Here is a 20,595-nt window from a genome sequence, read left to right as displayed (position 1 = left end):
TGTATTATATGTATTAGTACACGTAATTGCAATAGTATTTCGAGGGCACTTTCAGTTTACAGGGAAATGGAAATGATTTGAATAAGACTTTGGACCGAGGTTTCTCCTCGATATATGAGGTACATTGGGAAAGAGGTGACGAATGGATGAAAAAACGAATCGTGGCAGGCATTGTCGGCGGGCTTCTCGCTGCTAGCTTCTTTACGTATACGACACTTGAGAAATCCGAGGCACGAGATGCATATAGTACTTATGTAAAAGAAACGTATCAGGAACAACCCGACATCGAACTGTCACGGGATTGGAAGATGGGCGGTTATGTCGGGGAAGTGACATTGACAAAAGAACCATTCGCCGGCACTTATTTTCTAGAGACGTATGGCGACGGCTCCATCCATGACAACGTGCTCGAGACGTATTGGGAACGCGAGGCGGAGCGGACAATTCACGAACGGCTCGTGTCGGAAGAAATCCTAAAAGAGGAAGAGACCGTCCGGGCAGAGGTGCCAACCGGTGTGTCCGATGATGCGCAAGCGAACGTCACCACGACCCCGACGTCTATCTATGAGACGAATCCGGAGACGTATCTCGACGTCTCAATCATGTTTCATGAAGACTGGAACAACACGGACGAACAGAAACAGCGCATTCTCAACGTCATGCGTGACATCGAGCCTGACGTCTACTCGATCCATTTCTCGTTCGACGGGAAACCAGGTGGCAATGACGACTATACGGAACGGTATATGATGTTCACGCGTGCAGCGTCTGATATCGACCCTTCATTCCTCGACGTGCGGACGATTGAGGATTTGAACGAATACGACCGTCTGTACGGATTCGACGAGACGACGTTCATGACAGAATATCATTTTGATGGTACTCCGATCGAAGACGAGACGACACGATAATTTCGGTGTCGTCTTTTTTTGAGCGTTTGACTTTACAGGCAATCCAAAACGTTGTATCGTTTGACAAGTCAACGATTGATAAGTCAATTGAGAAAGGTGGGACGCAATGGACCTACGTGAAATCAGCCGATTACTTTACCAAATCAAGTTGGCGGAACAAAACGTCGCATCCTCGTTCGAACGGGAAACGGGCTTCAGCCTGACCCGCTACGAGATGCTACAAGTCGTCAAAGAACGAGGCGTTTGTTCGCAACGCGTGATTAAAGAAGAGATGAAAATCGACAATGCCGCCATCACCCGACATTTAAAGATCCTTGAAGAAAAAGGATATGTCGTCAGAGAGCGGAACGCGGAGAACCATCGCGAGATGTTCGTCCGTGTGACAGAGAAAGCAGAGCAAGACCTCGGTCACTGCGAGCGAGACGAACGGGCCAACCACCTCGTCTTACAAGCCTTGTCCGCTGAAGAGATTCAACACTTATCCGGACTGCTTCAAAAACTGAACAGTCACGCCTAAACAGAGAAAGAAGGAATTCACCAATGGCAACTACATTTGAAAACAACACATTCAAAGACGTCATGTTCGGTCGTAAATCAATCCGTGTCTATGACGAGAACGTGAAAATCTCACAAGAAGAGATGCTCGAGATGATTCAGGAAGCAACGACTGCCCCATCATCAGTCAACATGCAACCATGGCGCTTCGTCGTCGTCGAAAGCCCAGAAGCGAAAGAGACGCTCAAGCCGCTCATCCGCTTCAACACGCGTCAAAACGATTCATCTTCTGCGATGCTCCTCATCTTCGGAGACATGGAGTGCTACGAGTACGGCGAACAAATCTACGATCAAGCGGTCGCAGAAGGCAAAATGCCACAAGAAGTTCGTGATCAACAGCTCGGCGCAATCATCCCTTACTACAAAAACCTCTCGAAACAAGAGATGAACGATATCGTGAAAATCGATGCGAGTCTCGCAGCGATGCAATTCATGCTCACAGCACGTGCACATGGCTATGACACGAACCCAATCGGTGGTTTCGAGAAAGACCAACTCGCAGAAGCGTTCGGTCTCGACAAAGACCGTTATGTACCTGTCATGATCTTGTCTGTCGGGAAAGCTGCAGAAGAAGGTTACACATCAGTTCGTCTTGACGCTCAAACAGTCACTTCATTCAAATAATTTATTAAACAATCGGAGGAATTAACCATGATCTTAGTAAACGCCACATTTGATATCCAAGCTTCACAACGCGAGAACTTCTTGCGTGACATCCAAGTTTTAATCGACTCATCAAAACAAGAAGCGGGCTGCGTCGGATATGACCTATACGAGTCAACGTCTGTCGAGAACCGTTTCGTCATGATCGAGAACTGGGAAGACCAAGCAGCTCTCGAGCAGCACAACCAAAACCCGGCCCTCATCAACTTCGCACAAAACGTCGCGAACTACGTGTCAGCGAAACCAGTCATCCAAGTAGCAGCAGTCAACTAACATGTCGACGCTCACCCTTGTGCTCGGGACACTCGTCGCTGTCGAATTCTTTTATATCTTCTATTTAGAGACGATCGCGACGGCCTCTTCCTCGACGTCACGTGTCTTCCGCATGTCGAAAGACGAGCTGACGAGAGACTCGGTGTCGGTTTTGTTCAAAAATCAAGGGGTGTATAACGGATTGATCGGGGTCGGGCTCTTATACGGGCTATACGTCTCCCCCAATCCGGTCGAGATTGTCACTATGATTCTGACATATATCATTCTCGTTGCCCTATATGGCAGTATCACGAGTGACAAGAAGATTATCCTGACACAAGGTGGGCTCGCCATCTTGACGTTGATCTCGATGGTGATGTCATGACAGAAAAAGCGTTCGACCTATTGAAAAGGTCGGACGCTTTTTTGCTTGTATCTACTATACTAAAGAAGAGGTGATGATTTTGAGATACACATGCCCATGTTGTGGCTACCAGACGTTAGAAGAAGAGCCGCCGGGCACATACGACATTTGTCGAATCTGTTTTTGGGAGGACGACGGGGTTCAATTCGACGATCCCGATTATGAAGGCGGTGCGAATACGGTGTCGCTTCGACAGGCTCAACAGAATTACATACGATTTGGTGCGAGTGAACGACTTTTTTCTAACTCTGTCAGAAAACAAAATGAACGCGACAGAAAAGATTCGGAATGGAGACCGTTCCCCAACAAGCTGCCATAATAGTATAAGAGGTGACCTTAATCATTCATCTCATTGAATTTGCCCCCACATCGCTTCATCGACGACAAAGAACGATTCATGAGAACATACCGCGAGCACGCACGTATCCTCCGCATAAAACATCAAGTCTTCTGGAAGTTCTGGATGGATCCATCTGAACAATGAGCCACCATGCTCTTTTAGGAACTGGGCTGTCCGATAATTCATATGGAACGAATATAAATACGCCGTATCTCCAGGCAGTCTTGTCGTCTCCCATTCACTTACGATGGTTCGTTCCATCAAATCCCAACGAATCTTTTCCGTCAGTACATCCATATACGCCAAGCGCTCTTCTTCAATCTCCATTCGGCGCCTGTCTTCCACGAACGCAAAGTGAGTGCAGTGCTTAAGCAAATTATCGATGAGCGCCTCATAGCGCTTCCCCTTTATATCCTGAGTGATCATCAGCATGCTTCAAGTCCCCTATGGCGAAGAAACAAAGATACCTGTTTCTTCCGTAATCTCGAACGAATCTTGATTCCATCTCACTTCAATCGTCCCGACTCGTTCTGGTTCTTCGACACTTCGATATAATCGCCTTACCTCCATTTCGAAAGTGAAAAAGCCACTGGACTGTTTCATATACCCTTCTTCATTCACATATGTATTTGTCTGATCCCCAATCAGCGTAAATGTGTCACAGCTCTCATCTTCACATTGTACCGAATAGGTTTCCTCGAACCAGCTCACAAAGTCATCCATATCTGGACTTGTCGTATACATCGGTGTCACCCAGACTCTAGCTACAATCAACACAATGAAACCAAAGAACAACCATTTTTTCATATACTTTCCCCCGCTTTCACTATCCAAAGTCTACCATATCCAAATCATCAAATAAAAAAACCGCCCTGACCGAAGTCAGAGCGGAATCGTATTATAAAACGAAAATCGCTGCAGATACGCCGACGACACCAACGAGCGCCATCGCATATACCGGCACACGTGGCATTTCGCCATTGTTGTCGAGTGCTTTCCCGAACATGTAGAAGACGATCGGGTGCACGAGGAACGGCATCGAGAAGATGAGCGGGATGAGAAGCGATGCTTCCGTTCCGAACATACCGCCTTGGACCGCTGCGAACAAGCCGAAGTGCGAGATCGCTGACGATTGTGCCATCGTCGTGTAATCAAATGCAATCGTGCTGAACGTCAAGATGACGAGACCACCGAAGACGGCCATCATCTGCCATCCGAACGAGAACTGCATAAGGGCTTTGACTTCTTTGAAGTCTTCCCCGTTCGCCGCACGTAAGTTTTTCAACGCGAGCGCCGTGAGTGCGAGACCGATCAAGACGATGATGGCTGTCGGCCAAATCCAGAGCGCGCCGTTATCGGCACTGACTGCGAGGATCGAGAATACGAAAATGTGTCCGAAGAACGGGATGTTGATCATGATTGGCGCACGTTTTGCCGCCACTTGACCGAAGTCCCCAGCCGTACACGCACCTGTGAGACCACTGTGTGAAAGTGACCCCGCCATACCTGGCGCGAGGTTACGGATGTGACCCGTACGAGCGAACCACATGATGAGTGCGATTCCACCGAACATCCAGAACAACTGACCGAAGAAGCCGTACACGAGAATCGAGTTCATGCCTTCGATGGCGAACGCGTCACCGATTCGTGAACCACCAACCATGAAGTTGGCAGCCAAGACGACCGGAATCCCTGCGAATAGAAGCGCGCGGACAGTCGGTCCATACGTCCAGTTATGGAAGATGGCACCGAGTGCTGACGAGATCAACATCGCGAAGAAGATTTGCGGAAGTGCGATGATCGGTTGAACTGCTGTCGCAATCAAGAACGAGACGAACAAGATGACAAGCAAGAGGACTGTCTCGATGACACCTTTTTGCATGTATACTTTCTTGTCCTGAATCTGTGCTTTATGGTCGATGAGTAAGAACGATACCGCAAGACCGAGAAGTGCGAGGATTGGGTAGTAAAGCGCAATCCCTTCTGCCGTACCTGGCTCGATTGCCATACGGAAGAACCCTTCCAAACCGACGAGCAAGAAGAACGAACGGAGGATAAAGATGAACTGCGTACGTCCTGTTCCGAGGAACATTTCCTCTTTTGCAGGAACGACGATGTCTTCCATGTCGAGCTCTTGTTTGCTTAAGATTTTACGAAGTTCCTGTCCACCGACGAAGAACGAAACGACTAATGCGATGATCGTCGTCCGTGACAAGAAGTCGACGAGCGGGAATTCAGGAAGTCCCGGTGTCGCGATGCCGAGCTCGACCATACCGAAGCCGAGACCAAGACCGAAGATGACGATGACGAGGATCGGCGAGAAGCGCGTCCCAGCCACGACCATACGAGATAAAATGACCATCGGGATGATGAAGGCCATAAGCAACCAGAATTGGTTGATGAGTTGCATTTGAGATAATTGCTGTACAAGTTCCATTGACTAACCCCTAACATAATTTTTAGCACACAATATCGAAGTGTACAGGAATGAACATTATGTGACAATAGGGTGTGATGTTTTGTAAACATTGAAAGCGGAACCAAGTGAAATTGGTCCCGCTTTCGTTAGGTATTGGATTGTCTGAGGCCCCAAATGCCTTTATTTCCTGTGGAATAAAAGAGGTCCTCTTTCCCGGTAAAGCTCGCTGAATCACTGGAATGCGCACGAATCTGTTTATTAACGTGCCCTTTCCAATCTTTATAGCGATCGAGCTCGAGTTGATAATACGATTTTTCGACATACGCATAAATGTCTTGTAAAGATGCCGTCCCACCATGGTGCTGGAGGGCGAATTGGATTTTGCGTAGTAATAGGCGTTTCACATTACCCCACCTTTCTACCTCTGCTTCATTTCAAAGTAGTCTTCTAATTTGTTTTCAACTGCTAATTGAATAGCAGCATGTGCTTGTTTAGTCGGAATGCAGAACTCTTCTCTGACAATGAGTTTCCCATTCGCATTCTTAAATGGTGATTTACCTGTTCTTGGTGATTCTGTCGTCAAGGCTTTAAACGGTAGCGAATTTAGATGACTTTCTATTCCCTTCTGTGAAAATGATTCATGAAATATTTTAGCAATGCTATTTAAAGAATGTTCTTCACTTTGCTTCCTTACCAAATCATAGTACTCTTTTGCGATCACATCAGCTGATAATGGGTGAAACCAATCTTCATATCCTCTGTTGAGCATGATTTGGATAACATTCATTTTATATGTACCTTGACGCGCAAAACTATCAATAAAGTTACAAAAAGACTGTATAGCAATCTCTGATGAGTTGATAGTTGTTTCCTCGTTCAGCATGCTCACCCTTTCGCTTTCCGACTAAAGTAGTAATGTAACCGAACATCTACAATTTGTTTCACCCATTTATAAACCACCGGATTACGGAGTCTCTCATTGAATTCGATATGCAAGGTTTCATCTTCTACATAAAACGGTCCTTTGGCAATTTTATCGAATGGCATTCGTAACAACAATTTTTCAATTCTTTGTTGATGGAAAGGTTGCTGAAAGTCTTTCGTCTTTCCATCAATCTGCTGACGATATGGTTTATTTTTAATGTAGTCATAAAAAGGAAGAGCGGCTTCAGAGGCTTTGAGTGGATTGTACCAATTCTCTTCTCCTCGTTTCAGCATAATAGAAAGTACAATCATTTTATAGCTTTTGGTCATGCTCGTGTATTCCACCTCGACTAGAAGCGACTTCACATCATTGTATATTATCGTTTCTTCCTCACTTAGTTCTCCGAGTTTATGCAAGAATCCGAAGAACCCACCAAGCTTTCTCCATTCGGAACGATACGCATCAATAGAGTACTCTCCTCGTTGGATTAATTCCATGTAGCTCGGGCGTCTACCCATTTCTTCTTTCACCATGAAATAATTTTGTTCAAGTAATTGCTGACGCGTTGAGGAACGTGTCACCATTTTCTTCAGTAAGTCAACAGTTTGTAAATCAAACTCAATTGTACATGACGAAGGTAAATCAATCGTAGTTGGTAAGGAATTCACTGTATCTTGTCGGCTAGTCGTCAAAAGCGCCAGTTTCTTATCAATATTTTTATAGTTCCCAATCAAATCTATAATCGTACAATGTGTCTTTCCTGTCGATAGACGTAGTCCTCGTCCGATTTGCTGGGTAAACACTGTCAATGATTCTGTCGGACGACAGAACAATAACGTATCGATTTCAGGAATATCGACACCTTCATTAAATAGATTCACTGCAAAAATGATGTCCAATTGTCCACGCTTTAACTGAGCAATCACTTCGGTACGATCATACTCGGTCTGACTATGAAGCGCCACTGCCTGCACACCTTGTCTCCTGAAATAATCTGCCAAATATTCAGCTTGTATAACAGATGAACAAAAACCGAGCGCTCTCGATTGATGATGTTCTGTCCACGCCTTATAAATCTTCTCGGCAACACTTTCTTTTAACTGCTCTGCTAATAATTCCTCTTGATCATAACGACGTCCATTGATCAGACGAATCTGAGAGTAGTCGATTTCATCATAGATTCCAACGTAATGAAACGGGGTTAAATACGATTCTTCGATTGCTTCTGTAAAGTGCATCTGGAAAGCAACGTTATCATCACAAAGTGCGTATACGTCTCCCCCGTCTAAACGGTCAGGCGTCGCAGTCAAACCTAACAAAAATTTCGGCTTAAAATAATCTAATACACGACGATAGGACGGGGCTGCCGAATGATGAAACTCATCCACGATAATCAAATCGAATTGCTCCGGATTATATTGTTCCATTCTTTGTTTCGAAGCTAACGTTTGAATCGAGGCGAACACGACATCAGCAGTTTCCTGATCTCGTGATTCACCCCCGAGTAATAATCCGGTCTTCCAGTCGGTCGCCACATTGAGGAAAGACCTTTCTGCTTGTAACAAGAGTTCCTTCTGATGCGCGACGAAAAGGACACGTTTGAACTGACGAGCAAAAAATGCACTTAAATACGTCTTTCCTAATCCAGTCGCCAAAACGAGCATCGCCTTTTTCCGACCTTCCGCCATCGTTTCCCGGAGTGACAATAACGCTGCGTCTTGGACAGATGTCGGTGTAATCGAATCATCTTCTATGTAAACAGGAGAGTGTTCAGCGACCTCCAGCTCCTTCATTCGATCCTTTCGCGCTTCATACTCTTCTCGGTAAGGCTGTAACGAGACTGGATTCATCATTTGCGCGTATTCACTATAAAATAATTCATGGAACGCAGCGACTGACTCTTCAAACACTTGCTCTGATACACTTGAAGGAATTTCAACATTCCATTCCACTCCATGATTTAGTGCACTATGCGACAAGTTCGAGGAACCGACAAAAAATGTACCGCTATTGCACGTGCGGAATAAATATGCCTTTGGATGGAACGACCTTCCCTTTGAGCGGTATAGTCTGAGCTCGATGTTCGGGATTTTTAGAAGCACATCCAGTGCATCAGGGTTGGTGAGATACAGGTAGTCCCCCACCAAGATTCTGATTTGTGCACCGCGTTCACCCGCTTTTCTTAACGAAGCGGATAATTCTTTCACTCCCGACACTTGAGCAAACGCGACGACCATATAAATTTCAGTCGCCGCGTCTATGTGTTCTTGTAAAGGAGTGCCAAGGTTGCTCGTATGGAGTCGTAAGTCACTCATGATCCAGAACCTCTTCTAAAAGTAGTCCCTTCTCAAAGCCGCCACGTTTTTTGCGCTTCTCTTCACGTATGCGGTTCAATTCATCGAAGTCTGCCCCATGCATATTTCCGAGTGTATAGACCAACTCCAAAATGTCAGCTAACTCTTCAAGAGACTCTTCATCAATGTTTGTCTCTTCATACTCTTTGATTTCTTCATAAAGTTTCAAGCGCGCTTGTTCAAAGTGTTCGGCTTGGCTAAGTTGCTTTACAATTGGGACTTTTCCTGATTCATGAATAATTTCAGGAATGCGGTCGCGTACTAATTTGTTATATCGGGTCACTATTCTTCACCCCTCAGAATTTTTCGTACAGAGAAATTAGTAGAGTTTTAATTTTCTATAAATTCTTCAATATTTAATATCAGCTTAAAGTACTTTACCAAATTGTAAGCGCAAGTTTAGTCAAGTGATCTTGTCGATGCTTTATCTCTTCAACACCCCATTGAGAATAGTCAATCAAATCTCTTGTGATTTTTATCTCACTATTTCTATACATTTCTTTCTTTCTATCAAATAAACTGTTTGAAATTTTTCTATTAAATTCACTTCCCAATAATGTAAGATTCCCTAGTTTATTCACGTATTCTTCGTGGTTATATACATACCATTCTCCAGGAGATTGAGGCAAAATATGTTCAATATGAACACTTTCCGAATCTGATATAATTGTTTCTTTACTAGATCCTAAGTTATTTATTTCTTTTAAAATGTACCGAATGATTGGCTTGTTTTTTATTTCTAAATCTTTAAAATGATTTGCGAATGCTTCATCAGAGATTTTATAACCATTTAAATTGTTAACAACTTCATTTATTGAAATGTTATTATTTGAAATTGAAATTGCTAGTTCCGCAAAAATTATTTCGTATTTATTAGCGGCATTTTTAGCAATAACTATGTTTCTAAAAATTAATTTTTCAATAGCTAAGAGTACTTCTAAAATGTCTTTTTCATCCCAATTCTTTAAGTACATTGCAAATACAATTGGGTAGAAGGAAGTTGCACTAAACGATTTCAAGTTTTTCAAAGAGTCATTCAAGAGCTTATGATTAAATACACTTGTTCCCGAATTAGCATTGAGTGTTGTATAAACATCTGAAAGTAATTCTAGTTCACTTATCACTCTAATTACTTGACTTTCAGTATTAATTTTACTCTTCATTTTTCTATATAAGTTTTGGGTTCTTGAAAATGATTCAATGGCATTCCAATAATAACGAATAAATTTTGTAGCTTCTGAAGATCCTATATTATCGGATATCTTTTCCCATTTATTTTTAACAGAATCAATTTGCGATTTAGATGATTTGAATAAATGGTTCTTTAATAAATCTGATGTTTCTAAACCTTTACCTCTTGCATTCAACGATTCAAAAATAATAAATGCTTCTTCTAAAGAAGAGGTTTCCACATACATAACTTTAAATCCATAAATAAATGAATTAAAAAAATCATTAATGATAAGATATTGTTCTTGCGGTGTTCTCCCCTTAATTTCTTCACGCAAGTTTTTTTCAAGAAGTTGATATGCTTCTTTCATTCTCTTTTGTGCACGATTCCTCGGTTTTTGATTGTAGGAATTTATTGAACGTACTTGAATATATGTTCTAAAAAAGTCTGCATCTATTGAAGTAGGTCTGAAACGGAGACGGTCATTAGAAGCAGTCCAACGTCCAATAAATTTTATTTTTATATCTTCTGCAATTTCTTCAGCCTCCGCAACCCCATACTCTGTTATTTCAATCGCTAGTTGCTTTAAAACGCTTAAGAATATGATTGAGGTTGTAGTCCTTTGCTGTCCGTCAATAATATATTTTGTTGTGCTATTTGAGTCTTCGTTTTCATCATGTACAACTATTTGGCCAAAGAAATGTTCAGACTCATTTGAAAAACAAAGTGATTTGAGATCATTCCAAAAATCCTCAACTTGCGACTCTTCCCACGAGTACTCTCTTTGATAATCAGGAATGTGATAAACATTATCTTGAATGAAAGATCCTAAATTTTTGAATGCATAATTTTTAATTGCCATATATATACCTACTTTCTAAATCCCTAACTTGTAATATTTTTTAGTATTTCAAATTATAGATTAATAATAACTCATATTGTACAATTGGAACAATGAGGAAAAAAGAAGTTTAGATTATACTGAGGTGAAATTTAAAAATGATTAAAAAAAACCCAATTTATTGGCAATTTTCGCAAATACCAAATATTGAAGAATCAAACTTTAATAAAGTTTTAGAACGTTTTTATGATATGAAAGTGACAGGGCTAGTTAGAGAAAATATTCAAAACTCTTTAGATGGAAAACTTAAGAATTTTGATGGTCCCGTTATTGTAAAAATCGAAACTGGTGAAATAGAGACTAGACACATACCAGGTGTCAAAGAGTTAATAGATCGTATTTATGCCTTAGAAGGTCGTAATACTTACACGAAAGAAACTATTAAACATATGTTGAATAAGGTAAGTCAAGAGTCTGTTTCTTACATATCATTTGAGGATCAAAATACTAAGGGACTAACAGGTGCAAGATATGGTCAAACTAACTCAAAAGACCATACTTGGGGAATCTATGCATATAACAAAGGCGTTCACTTTGAAGAATCCGATACTGCAATAGAAACTGCTCGAGGAGGATCACATGGAGTTGGTAAAATTGCATCTAACGCGGCTTCAGACATTCATGTAATGTTTTTTGCTAACTGTGATGAAAATGGTGAGCAACATTTAGGTGGTACAACTCAGTTAATCGAGCATTCATATAATAATCGCTATTATCGAGCCAGTGGATATTTCGCAAAATTACAAAATAATGAATATTCATCAAAATTCATGCCTTTTGAAAATGAATTTCATAAAGTCTTTTCAAAAAGTACGAGAGGATTAAAGATCGTTATCCCTTATTTAAGAAAAGGTTATGCCGAGACGCACGACATTGTTACAAGTGTATGTGATAGTTTCTTCATTTCTATACTCGAAGGAAAATTAGAAGTCGAAGTAAATGGAGTCAAAATTAATCCAGATACCATTCATGATATTGTTACCCATTCAGCATATTATGTACAAAAAATCGAAGATATCAAGAAAAATTTCACTCCCCTCTACGTGAACACGTACTTAGAAAAGGCCCCTCAAAAAATAATTGTTTCAGACGGGCATAATGATTATAAATTTCGTCTATATTTTACTTACGATGAAAGAATTGTAAAAGGAAGAGTCGCAATTGTACGAACAGTTGGAATGAAAATTGAAGACTTCAAAGTGAAGGGAAACGTCAATAAGCCTTTTAATGCTGTATTAATAGGTGGACCTGAAGAAGATTCATATTTGAAATCGCTTGAAAACGAATCACATACACAACTCTCTTCAGATCACATTAAAGATCCTGTATTACAGAAACAAGCAAAACGTTTTATTAATAATTTGACGCGTGAAATTAGCAGAATTATTGAAGATGCTATTAAAGATAATAATCCGGTAGATGGAGTTATGGACACTAAAAATATTATTTATTTAGTAGAATCTCAATTCAAGCAAGATCTTATGTCTTCAATGGGAACCGTTTTAATTAATAACAAACCCATAATTAAATCTAAAACAACTGTTAAGAAAAAGGAAAAGCGCGACAAACAAGGAATTTCAAACAAACCTACTATTCAAGAAAGTAAGCGAAACAGACAACCATTAAAACTTCGTAAAAGTACGGAAGGTAAATATGATAGTGAAGATCCAATTAAGAAGTATAGTGCAAATCCAGAAATGGTAGAAAGAATTATTGTACAAGATCGCGAATATCTGAACTTCGATTTCTCAAAAAGTATGGACTCAATTTTGGATTATCCCTGCAGTATAAGCTTGGTTGTAATCGACGGTATGGGTATAGAACATGCCAATGAGTTTGAATTAAAAGACAACTATTTATCTGTTCGAAATCCAATCACTTCCCAAAATTATAAAATCGAAAACAACAGTATCAAGGATGTGGAGATCATTGATGGAAAAGCTCAACTCGAATTTGAGCTCTCGTCAAACTATAATCGTTCTTTAAAGTTTGTATATTATGTAGAGGTGCCAAATGATTTATAAAAAAAATGCTAATTTTCCTTATCCGGTACTTACGAATGACTCAAATAGTTATGCAGAAAGTAATTTTATCCTTGATGTATCTTTAGAAGAGAACTCGACTTTTTATCGCTTAAACTACACTTATGAACTTGATTCTCCATTTTTGCAGAAATTACTTAATGATCGACGTGCGCAACTAATATTCATTATACAATCTCGTGATAACAAGTATTTCCGAATAGACAATTCGGATTTTTACATTGACATTCCAAAATCACGCTTATCTTTAAGCAAAAGAACTTCAATCCAACTTCAAATTCAATCAAAGGAAGAAATTAGTTACGCAAGTAATGATGATTTGAATGATTTTTATTTAAATTTCAGGAATGATCTCCGTGTGTCAAAACATGCTTTATTAGCTTATTCTAATGTTGTATTTTTTGAAGGAAGCACTATTAAGCCTTTTGAATTATTTGAAAAAAATGTTGATCCGTCACTGAATTCTGATATTAAAATAGAACTTGGTGCTGAAACAATCATTATTCATTACAAAGATGCTGAATATCAATTTAACAATTTCCCTCAAAGTAGTACTTTAAATAATCCGTATATATATATTGGATTATCCAAAGCTTTACATCAATTTATTATTAATAATAGCGATGATCAAGAAACTGTCGATCTAGAAACATGTAATCCACCGAGTAATAAACTAGATTTAAAATTATATCAATTAATGATTAAAAAAATGGTTACTGAATTGACACTAGACACAATAGACGAAGTAATTCATAAAATATCTGATCGAATGATAGATAAGTACGTTTCTGCTATGAAAGGACTTGCAAACCATGGAAATTAGATTGTTAGAGCGTGGTTATAGGAATAATGCAAACTTGTATAAAGATTTTTTGGAAGATCAAATTAACTCTAAAGAAGAGTATTTTTCAAATGAAGTCGTCACAATAATAAATGCCCCAGACTTTCCGATATATATGGCCCAAAAAAATGAATACGAAAGAAATGATCATTTTTTTAAAGCATTTAAAGTTTTAAGTGAATACTACTTAAAAACTGATCGAGATATTCATCTGGATGAAAGATTTTGGCATTCATTACTTTTAACAAAAAAAAGAGAATTCATCCTAAGTACCTATCCTCAAGTTGAAGAAAGCGAAAAAAATTTTAACAATATTGTGTTAAAAAAATTTGACTGGGAAAATTACATTTACAAAAGCATATTAGCTGCTCAGTATGTTTCAGATCATACATCCGATATAAATAAACAATCACACTATTATCGCTTAATTGTTGAGAATTTAGATCTTTACAACTACATCATCAAATATGAGATTTTTCGAAATGGACAGTTTCTTTTGAATGTAATGGATATCATTAATGAGTTAGATTTATCAAAAATACTAAAAGCAAAGATAAAAAATCGAGATGATCTTGGACGTGATGAGCGTGTAGGGCGTAGGGTGATTTTCGAATTTAATAAATCTTATCCTATCGTGCTGTCTCCCATGCTTGAAAAAGATGAATTAAAGACATTATTTCTGGAAAACTTAAAATTATATGCTGACGTTGATGATAAAGACTAAGTAGAATTTTCACTTTTAAATAATTGAAGTTGCAAGAAGAAAAGATCAAATCCTTTCTTCTTGCAACTTTTTCAAAATGTAATTCAATCTATAATAGAAACTTATTAAATGTTATTACCTATTAAATCACTCCACCACCTCAAACGCCTTCACATACGCCACATGATCCAACATCACAATCAACTCGTCCTCAAATTGTACGAACCCATCGCTCGCATGTCGAAACGCTTGAAAGATCGACTCCAATGCCTCATATCGTGTATCGGCTTCTACCATATACGTTGGTACTTCTTCATTGATCAAATGGAATTCGATTTCGAATGATTTCATCTTCTCTCCTCCTCACTTCTCTATACCCACTCCCCCATTGAAAAAAATAAAGCTATACATTGGAATGTTTTTCCTCTAATCTGAGAATAGTCAGAATATTACGTCCTCTTACATATTTTCACTAAATTTTAGGTAAAGGAGAGAATTTACGGTATGGCCTATCATTTTACATGCGAACACTTAACAAAACGCTTTGATACAGGTGACGTCAAAACGGTCGCCTTAAAAGACATCAACCTCCGCTTCGAGCACGGAGATTTCATCTCCATCATCGGACCATCGGGATCTGGGAAGTCGACGCTCCTCAGTCTGATCGGTACACTCGACCGTCCGACAGAGGGCACGTTGCTCTTCAACGACGAACCAATCTCGACGCTCTCTGCGAAACAGCTCGCAGACTTCCGTTTCGAGAACATCGGCTTCATCTTCCAACAGTTCCACTTGATCCCGACGTTGACGGCACTTGAGAACGTCATGTCCCCGCTCTTCGGACGAAAAGTCGATTACGACGTCCATGAACGTGCGCTTGAACTGTTGAAAGAGGTCGGTCTCGCTGACAAGGTCGATTCGTTACCGTCCCAACTGTCAGGTGGTCAGCAACAGCGCGTCGCCGTCGCTCGCGCCCTCATTCATCGCCCGAAATGGCTCCTCGCCGATGAGCCGACGGGGAACCTCGATACACAAACGGGTGACGTCATCTTTGACCTCTTGATCCGCTTGAATCGCGAGAACGGATGTGGTGTCCTCTTCGTCACCCATGACCCAGAACTCGCCGACCGAGCCAACCGAAAAATCGAGATGCGCGACGGGCAGGTCGTCGCCATGAGCGACGTCCATCATGCTTAAGTTCATTTGGAATTCATGGTGGCGGAATAAGGAACGATTCATCCTGCTCATGGTCGGGATGCTCATCGTCAGTACCGGGCTCAGCTATCTTCTCGGTGTGACCCAGGCGAATAACGGGACGGTCGTCAATGAGCTACAGAAACGTTGGGATTCGTCTTATCACATCGTCGTCCGTCCGGAAGGCAGCCGAAGCGTGACCGAGGACTTGAACTTGCTCGAGCCGAACTATATGAGCGGACTCGAAGGCGGGATCACACGCGAACAATACGAGACGATTCAACAGATTGCCGACATCGATGTCGCAGCTCCAATCGCGATGATTGGGTCGACTTATTCGAGCTCGTTCACGCAAACGCATACGTTTGATAAAGCAGGACTTTATCGCCTCAAGATGAATACGCTCATCGATACGGGCATTGAAAAAATTAATGACTTCCAAGACTTGAAAGCCTACTTTTGGGTCGGCTGGATGCCGAACGGCGATTCTACACACATCGGCATCGGACCGACCGCCCTATATGAAGAATTCCCACTCAGTTACGGAAGTGATGTCATGCTCGCGGGGATCGACCCGGTCGCCGAAGCGAAACTCGTCGGGTTAGACGATGCCGTACAAGCGACAGCGTTCAGTCGTTACTTCAATGAAGAGGATGTCCCAGAACCTTACGATGAAGACATCACGACAATCCCGATTTTGATGAGTACAAAAGACTACGTCGATGCCTCGATCAACTACACCATCGAAGAAGTCGATGCCGATACGAGCGACCAAGAAGCCTTTATCAAAACCTATCTCGAGAAAGGGAAAGGGGAATATCTGGATAGCTTGAAAGGGACAAAAGTCGCCTCATACGACTTTACAGCACAACAAATGCACGACAATATCACGAAACACATTTTAGAAGGAACACCACAGCCGCAAGACCCTCGTGTCACGGTTGACTACACTTGGCTTTCCGAGAAGGCATCTCCACTCGTCTATGAAGGCGTGACGAGCCCGTTCCCGAAACGGTGGCCGTACTCGTATCAAATCAAACCGTTCCTCGCTGAGGGTGAAGTGAAGTATGGGCAAGAAAGTATGTATCGTAAGTCCAATTTATACGCGGAAGACCTCAACGAAGTGCCGAAAGTGAAATATAACTACATCGGCTTATTCGACCCATCGAAACTAAAGCTGTCGAAAGATCCGTTGACGGAACTTCCGATGGAGACGTATTTCCCGGCAAGCGCCGAATGGGTCATGAACTCGAAAGACGAGCCGGTCAACCCACCGACGACCGTCAAACCGACGAACAACCCGTATAGCTTCTTGACGAAACCACCGTCAATGTTGACGACACTCGATGCAGCGTTCGCCATCGCCGGTGACAAGGCCATCTCGGCCATTCGCGTCAACGTAAAGGGCGTGGAAGTCTTGAACGAAGAAAGTGAAGCGAAGCTCCAAGCGGTCGCCAAGGAGATCGAGGATAAGACCGGTCTCATCACGGACGTCACGCTCGGTTCGTCTCCACAATACGCCGTCACCTATCTCCCTGGTTTAAAAGGAGAAAGTTCGCTCGGTTGGATTCAGCAGCCATGGATTAAAATCGGGTCGTCAATCACGATTTTCCAGGAAGCGAAACTCGGCTTCTCCGGTGTCGTCGCGAGCGTCATCCTCGTCGCGATGTTGTACGTGTTCAGTTCGAACATCATCATGTTATACGCTCGGAAGAAAGAATTCGCCATCCTCTTGTCGCTCGGTTGGCGTCCGAGTCAGCTGTCGAAACTGTTATTCTTAGAAGCCACAATCCTCGGGTCGATGGTCGCGCTCATCTCGTGGATGATTCTCGGGACGTTCCTTTGGACGGCAGCTGGCTCGACATCGATTACCCGCATCCTATCGATTGGCCTAGCCGGTCTCTTGATTTACTGGCTCGGGACACTGATTCCAATCCGACTCGTCCGTAGCATCAAGCCATATGAGACGATGCAGTCCGGTGAAGTCTCAAAAGGACGACGTCTCGGCCGCTCGCGCTCAAGCGTCGGTATGAGCTTGAACCAACTCGTGACGTATTGGCCACGGACGTTGTTGTCGATTCTTGCCATCGCCTTACCGACGAGTCTCTTCGGCTTCTTCTTGTTCGTCACGTTCCGTCTCCAAGGTGTCTTGTATACGACGTGGATTGGGGAGTTCGTGGCACTTGAAGTCGGGACGATGCATTATGTCGCCATGGGCGTCGCCTTACTGATTGCGATGCTGACGACGACCGAGATCATGTGGCAAAACGTCTCTGAACGAAAACCACAACTCGCTGTCTTGAAAGCGCTCGGTTGGCAGAATACGTCCATCCGTCGTCTCGTCTTGACAGAAGGTGCGTTGACCGGGTTCTTCGCCGGATTACTCGGTGTGACGTTCACCATCATCATCGTCACGATCATGTATCAACAGTTCCCGACGTCAGAGCTACCATTCTTGTTTGCGACCATCCTCATCCCGGTCGTGACAGGGGTCTTAGGTGCATTGCTTCCTGCAGAACGCGCGGTCCGCATCACGCCGGCTGAAGCCATCGGTGGGCATGTCGTCAACCAAAAACAAGTCGAGAAACGATTCCGCTTCGTCCTCGGGACGACGGCGACGGCACTCGTCGTTGGGATCATCAGCTTGTTCGTCTTCACATCACCAGAAGTCAAGCCGGTCACGGAAGAGGCGAAATCGACACCAGCCCCGACCGCACAGACGACGGGTGCGAAACAGGCTGATTTAAAAGCAGATAAACCAAAAGAAGCCAAAGCCACCACACCAAAAGAAGATGACCTTCAAAAAATCATGAACCTCGGCACGTTCCAAACGTTTATCGGGGATCCACGAATGAAGAAGCGTGAATTCCAAGTTGGTGAACCCGTTTACGCCTCTCCGGACGGAACCGAACCGGAAGATGGAAAACGATTCGTCAGTCTACCGCTTACGTTGTATGACAAAGATAAGGGCTATGGTGGCTATGCAGACTATCGTCCGAACGGATTCCGCATGTACACGTCAGATGGGACGGAATATAGTCCAGTCGACATGATCAACCACAATAAGAAAGCGTTCCAAGGCGGCTTCCGTTACAAGCCAGGCGAGAAGTCCGAAATTGATTTAGTCTTCCTCGTTCCAGAGAATGAGAAGACACTCGTCTTGTTCGCCTCGAGTGATGCCATGCCGAAAACCTATACCGTCAAAATTGATGTCCCTTAAACAAAAACAACGTCGCCCCGGAGTGATATGCTCCCCAATAGGTAGACAGATGAAATAACAAATCTGTTTATTCTATTGGGGAGTGTTTTTTTATGGCGAGAAGTCGGCATTCGATCGAACAAAAACTGAGTGCACTACGTATGATGGAAGAAGACACATATACCTGGAAGGAAATCATGGAGACTCATAAGGTTTCTAAGAATACCCTCCGGGTGTGGAAAGTAAAATTCGATACCGGTGGGATCGATGCCTTGAAGGAGTCGAAGACATGGAAACTGTACACCAAGGAACAGGAGCTCGCGGCCGTCCGTGACTATCTCGACGGGGCCACCGCGGTGGAAGTCCTCTCCAACCATCAAATCAGTAATTGGTCTGTTCTTCGGAGATGGATTAAGAAGTATACTAGTCATAGCGAGTTAACAGATTCGAGAAAAGGGATGGATCGAGCTATGGCAAAAGGAAGAAAGACCACTTTCGAGGAACGCATGGAAATCGTCAGGTATTGCCTGGACAACGGACGGAACTATCAACGGACGGCCGAGGTATTCGCCGTGTCGTACCACCAGGTCTACGGCTGGACGAAAAAATATGACGCCGACGGCGTGCACGGGCTCGAGGACCGGCGCGGACGGACGAAACAAGAAGAGGAACTGACCAACGAGGAGAAGCTCGAACGTCGCATCCAACAGATCGAGCGGGAAAACGAGCGCCTTCGGGCCGAGAACCTGTTCCTAAAAAAGTTAGAGGAGATCGAGAGGAGAGGTTGATCAGCCAGATCCGGCTACAATTGCGTTACACGGCCATCAAGGAAATGTCGACAATGGACACGTTCTCAGTCGTGCTCCTGTGTGAGATCGCTCAGGTCTCAAGGGCCGCCTACTATAAATGGTTGAAGCGTACCGTCTCGGTACGCGAGGAAGAGAACCTGAGCCTACTGGAGCACATCCGTCTCCTTTACGACCAGGTGAACGGGACCTACGGCTATCGACGAATCACCATGACGGTCAACCGCAGACGACGCCAGCATGGCCTGCCGGCATACAACGAGAAGCGTATCTATCGTCTCATGCGCATCCATGAGATCCGTTCGGTCATCCGCCAGAAGCGAAAACGGTACAAAAAGTCATCCCCGCAGCATGTGGCCGAGAACCTGATGAACCGGGCGTTCAGCGCGTCCCGACCGGACGAGAAATGGTGCACCGACGTCACCGAGTTCAAATATGGCGCCGGGAGGAAGGCGTATCTGAGCGCGATCATCGACCTGTATGACGGCTCGATCGTCGCCTATCGCATCGGGAAGTCCAACAACAACGCGCTCGTCTTCCAGACGATGATGCCAGCGATCGCGGGGCTCCGCACAGGAGCGGGTCCGATGATCCATAGCGACCGAGGGTATCAATACACATCGAAAGGGTTCAAACGCATGGTAGAAGACGCAGGACTGACCCACAGCATGTCCCGGGTCGGACGTTGTCTCGACAACGCCCCGATCGAGGGCTTTTGGGGTACCCTGATACTACCTGCGTGAATTCCAGGCCTATAGCGAACTTACGTCGGCCATCGAGGCCTACATATCGTTCTACAACCATGACCGTTTCCAGAAACGGCTAAACGGCTTGAGCCCTGTCGAATACAGGTCTCAAGCCGCCTAGTTTGGTTTTCATTATTTGCCCTGTCTAC

Annotated in this window: 20 protein-coding genes and 1 pseudogene; 12 read left to right on the top strand and 9 right to left on the bottom strand. The window is 43.2% G+C overall.

All coding sequences use genetic code 11. The features are described 5' to 3' along the window. The first annotated feature begins 146 nt into the window (after positions 1-146). The 6 genes from LCM29_RS00905 to LCM29_RS00880 all read left to right on the top strand — a co-directional run bounded on the left by LCM29_RS00905 (position 147) and on the right by LCM29_RS00880 (position 3,124). Positions 147-911 (top strand): hypothetical protein, encoded by a 765-nt coding sequence (locus tag LCM29_RS00905; RefSeq protein WP_224860362.1) that lies wholly within the window; start codon positions 147-149, stop codon positions 909-911. A gap of 106 nt (positions 912-1,017) precedes the next feature. Then, complete coding sequence (locus LCM29_RS00900) at positions 1,018-1,428, top strand: MarR family winged helix-turn-helix transcriptional regulator (protein ID WP_159561951.1); 411 nt, start codon at positions 1,018-1,020, stop codon at positions 1,426-1,428. Positions 1,429-1,451: 23 nt separating this feature from the next. After that, complete coding sequence (locus tag LCM29_RS00895) at positions 1,452-2,090, top strand: nitroreductase family protein (RefSeq protein WP_224860359.1); 639 nt, start codon at positions 1,452-1,454, stop codon at positions 2,088-2,090. Between the two features lie 27 nt (positions 2,091-2,117). Continuing rightward, positions 2,118-2,402, top strand: coding sequence for a putative quinol monooxygenase (locus tag LCM29_RS00890; protein ID WP_214760475.1), 285 nt, complete (start codon positions 2,118-2,120; stop codon positions 2,400-2,402). A gap of 1 nt (position 2,403) precedes the next feature. Further along, positions 2,404-2,766, top strand: coding sequence for a DUF1304 domain-containing protein (locus LCM29_RS00885; protein WP_224860357.1), 363 nt, complete (start codon positions 2,404-2,406; stop codon positions 2,764-2,766). 79 nt (positions 2,767-2,845) lie between these two features. Beyond that, positions 2,846-3,124, top strand: coding sequence for a CPCC family cysteine-rich protein (locus tag LCM29_RS00880; RefSeq protein WP_224860355.1), 279 nt, complete (start codon positions 2,846-2,848; stop codon positions 3,122-3,124). 30 nt (positions 3,125-3,154) lie between these two features. On the opposite strand, the gene LCM29_RS00875 is transcribed toward LCM29_RS00880, so the two are convergent. The 8 genes from LCM29_RS00875 to LCM29_RS00840 all read right to left on the bottom strand — a co-directional run bounded on the left by LCM29_RS00875 (position 3,155) and on the right by LCM29_RS00840 (position 10,876). Beyond that, positions 3,155-3,577 carry a stage III sporulation protein AH gene (locus LCM29_RS00875; protein WP_224860353.1) on the bottom strand — a complete coding sequence of 141 codons (423 nt, stop codon included), beginning with the start codon at positions 3,575-3,577 and terminating at the stop codon, positions 3,155-3,157. Between the two features lie 12 nt (positions 3,578-3,589). Further along, positions 3,590-3,952: a hypothetical protein gene (locus tag LCM29_RS00870; RefSeq protein WP_224860351.1), complete on the bottom strand. Its 363-nt coding sequence runs from the start codon at positions 3,950-3,952 to the stop codon at positions 3,590-3,592. 91 nt (positions 3,953-4,043) lie between these two features. Continuing rightward, entirely contained in the window at positions 4,044-5,582 is a 1,539-nt protein-coding gene (locus LCM29_RS00865; protein WP_214747869.1) for a hypothetical protein, read from the bottom strand. Between the two features lie 128 nt (positions 5,583-5,710). Continuing rightward, positions 5,711-5,968, bottom strand: coding sequence for a hypothetical protein (locus LCM29_RS00860; protein ID WP_214760466.1), 258 nt, complete (start codon positions 5,966-5,968; stop codon positions 5,711-5,713). Between the two features lie 14 nt (positions 5,969-5,982). Next, on the bottom strand, positions 5,983-6,447 hold the full coding sequence (locus LCM29_RS00855; protein WP_224860349.1) for a hypothetical protein: 465 nt from the start codon (positions 6,445-6,447) through the stop codon (positions 5,983-5,985). Between the two features lie 2 nt (positions 6,448-6,449). After that, positions 6,450-8,804, bottom strand: coding sequence for a DEAD/DEAH box helicase family protein (locus tag LCM29_RS00850; protein WP_224860347.1), 2,355 nt, complete (start codon positions 8,802-8,804; stop codon positions 6,450-6,452). Continuing rightward, entirely contained in the window at positions 8,797-9,126 is a 330-nt protein-coding gene (locus tag LCM29_RS00845) for a nucleoside triphosphate pyrophosphohydrolase (protein WP_224860345.1), read from the bottom strand. The genes LCM29_RS00850 and LCM29_RS00845 overlap by 8 nt, the downstream gene beginning before the upstream one ends. A gap of 94 nt (positions 9,127-9,220) precedes the next feature. Continuing rightward, positions 9,221-10,876, bottom strand: a complete 1,656-nt coding sequence (locus tag LCM29_RS00840) for a DUF262 domain-containing protein (RefSeq protein ID WP_224860342.1) — start codon at positions 10,874-10,876, stop codon at positions 9,221-9,223. A 137-nt stretch (positions 10,877-11,013) separates the two neighbouring features. Here LCM29_RS00840 and LCM29_RS00835 point away from each other — a divergent pair, with 137 nt between their 5' ends. Genes LCM29_RS00835 through LCM29_RS00825 form a run of 3 tightly spaced genes read left to right on the top strand, consistent with a single transcriptional unit; the run spans position 11,014 to position 14,522 of the window. Next, a complete protein-coding gene (locus LCM29_RS00835) occupies positions 11,014-12,939 on the top strand; it encodes a hypothetical protein (RefSeq protein WP_224860339.1) in 1,926 nt (641 codons plus the stop codon). Beyond that, positions 12,929-13,780: a hypothetical protein gene (locus tag LCM29_RS00830; protein ID WP_224860337.1), complete on the top strand. Its 852-nt coding sequence runs from the start codon at positions 12,929-12,931 to the stop codon at positions 13,778-13,780. The genes LCM29_RS00835 and LCM29_RS00830 overlap by 11 nt, the downstream gene beginning before the upstream one ends. Continuing rightward, entirely contained in the window at positions 13,770-14,522 is a 753-nt protein-coding gene (locus tag LCM29_RS00825) for a DUF6339 family protein (RefSeq protein ID WP_224860334.1), read from the top strand. Before LCM29_RS00830 ends, LCM29_RS00825 begins: the two co-directional genes overlap by 11 nt. A 126-nt stretch (positions 14,523-14,648) precedes the next feature. On the opposite strand, the gene LCM29_RS00820 is transcribed toward LCM29_RS00825, so the two are convergent. After that, positions 14,649-14,852 carry a hypothetical protein gene (locus LCM29_RS00820; RefSeq protein WP_224860332.1) on the bottom strand — a complete coding sequence of 68 codons (204 nt, stop codon included), beginning with the start codon at positions 14,850-14,852 and terminating at the stop codon, positions 14,649-14,651. 153 nt (positions 14,853-15,005) lie between these two features. On the opposite strand from LCM29_RS00820, the gene LCM29_RS00815 reads away from it, so the two are divergent. From LCM29_RS00815 to LCM29_RS00805, 3 genes and pseudogenes are all read left to right on the top strand, one after another. Further along, positions 15,006-15,698 (top strand): ABC transporter ATP-binding protein, encoded by a 693-nt coding sequence (locus LCM29_RS00815; protein ID WP_224860330.1) that lies wholly within the window; start codon positions 15,006-15,008, stop codon positions 15,696-15,698. After that, positions 15,691-18,915, top strand: a complete 3,225-nt coding sequence (locus LCM29_RS00810; protein WP_224860328.1) for an FtsX-like permease family protein — start codon at positions 15,691-15,693, stop codon at positions 18,913-18,915. The genes LCM29_RS00815 and LCM29_RS00810 overlap by 8 nt, the downstream gene beginning before the upstream one ends. 92 nt (positions 18,916-19,007) lie before the next feature. Continuing rightward, a pseudogene (locus LCM29_RS00805) lies at positions 19,008-20,567 on the top strand (IS3 family transposase). The last annotated feature ends 28 nt before the right edge of the window (positions 20,568-20,595 follow it).

Source organism: Exiguobacterium aestuarii, assembly GCF_020171655.1.
GTDB classification, from domain to species: domain Bacteria; phylum Bacillota; class Bacilli; order Exiguobacteriales; family Exiguobacteriaceae; genus Exiguobacterium; species Exiguobacterium aestuarii_A.
Note: the sequence above shows the minus strand (reverse complement) of the source record. Positions and strands in the feature narration are given on the sequence as shown.

Excerpts from the sequence above, each read along its gene's own strand:
- LCM29_RS00905 (WP_224860362.1), top strand. The coding sequence starts at position 147 with ATGAAAAAACGAATCGTGGCAGGCATTGTCGGCGGGCTTCTCGCTGCT.
- LCM29_RS00900 (WP_159561951.1), top strand. The coding sequence starts at position 1,018 with ATGGACCTACGTGAAATCAGCCGATTACTTTACCAAATCAAGTTGGCG.
- LCM29_RS00895 (WP_224860359.1), top strand. The coding sequence starts at position 1,452 with ATGGCAACTACATTTGAAAACAACACATTCAAAGACGTCATGTTCGGT.
- LCM29_RS00890 (WP_214760475.1), top strand. The coding sequence starts at position 2,118 with ATGATCTTAGTAAACGCCACATTTGATATCCAAGCTTCACAACGCGAG.
- LCM29_RS00885 (WP_224860357.1), top strand. The coding sequence starts at position 2,404 with ATGTCGACGCTCACCCTTGTGCTCGGGACACTCGTCGCTGTCGAATTC.
- LCM29_RS00875 (WP_224860353.1), bottom strand. The coding sequence starts at position 3,577 with ATGCTGATGATCACTCAGGATATAAAGGGGAAGCGCTATGAGGCGCTC.
- LCM29_RS00870 (WP_224860351.1), bottom strand. The coding sequence starts at position 3,952 with ATGAAAAAATGGTTGTTCTTTGGTTTCATTGTGTTGATTGTAGCTAGA.
- LCM29_RS00865 (WP_214747869.1), bottom strand. The coding sequence starts at position 5,582 with ATGGAACTTGTACAGCAATTATCTCAAATGCAACTCATCAACCAATTC.
- LCM29_RS00855 (WP_224860349.1), bottom strand. The coding sequence starts at position 6,447 with ATGCTGAACGAGGAAACAACTATCAACTCATCAGAGATTGCTATACAG.
- LCM29_RS00850 (WP_224860347.1), bottom strand. The coding sequence starts at position 8,804 with ATGAGTGACTTACGACTCCATACGAGCAACCTTGGCACTCCTTTACAA.
- LCM29_RS00840 (WP_224860342.1), bottom strand. The coding sequence starts at position 10,876 with ATGGCAATTAAAAATTATGCATTCAAAAATTTAGGATCTTTCATTCAA.
- LCM29_RS00835 (WP_224860339.1), top strand. The coding sequence starts at position 11,014 with ATGATTAAAAAAAACCCAATTTATTGGCAATTTTCGCAAATACCAAAT.
- LCM29_RS00830 (WP_224860337.1), top strand. The coding sequence starts at position 12,929 with ATGATTTATAAAAAAAATGCTAATTTTCCTTATCCGGTACTTACGAAT.
- LCM29_RS00825 (WP_224860334.1), top strand. The coding sequence starts at position 13,770 with ATGGAAATTAGATTGTTAGAGCGTGGTTATAGGAATAATGCAAACTTG.
- LCM29_RS00820 (WP_224860332.1), bottom strand. The coding sequence starts at position 14,852 with ATGAAATCATTCGAAATCGAATTCCATTTGATCAATGAAGAAGTACCA.
- LCM29_RS00815 (WP_224860330.1), top strand. The coding sequence starts at position 15,006 with ATGGCCTATCATTTTACATGCGAACACTTAACAAAACGCTTTGATACA.
- LCM29_RS00810 (WP_224860328.1), top strand. The coding sequence starts at position 15,691 with ATGCTTAAGTTCATTTGGAATTCATGGTGGCGGAATAAGGAACGATTC.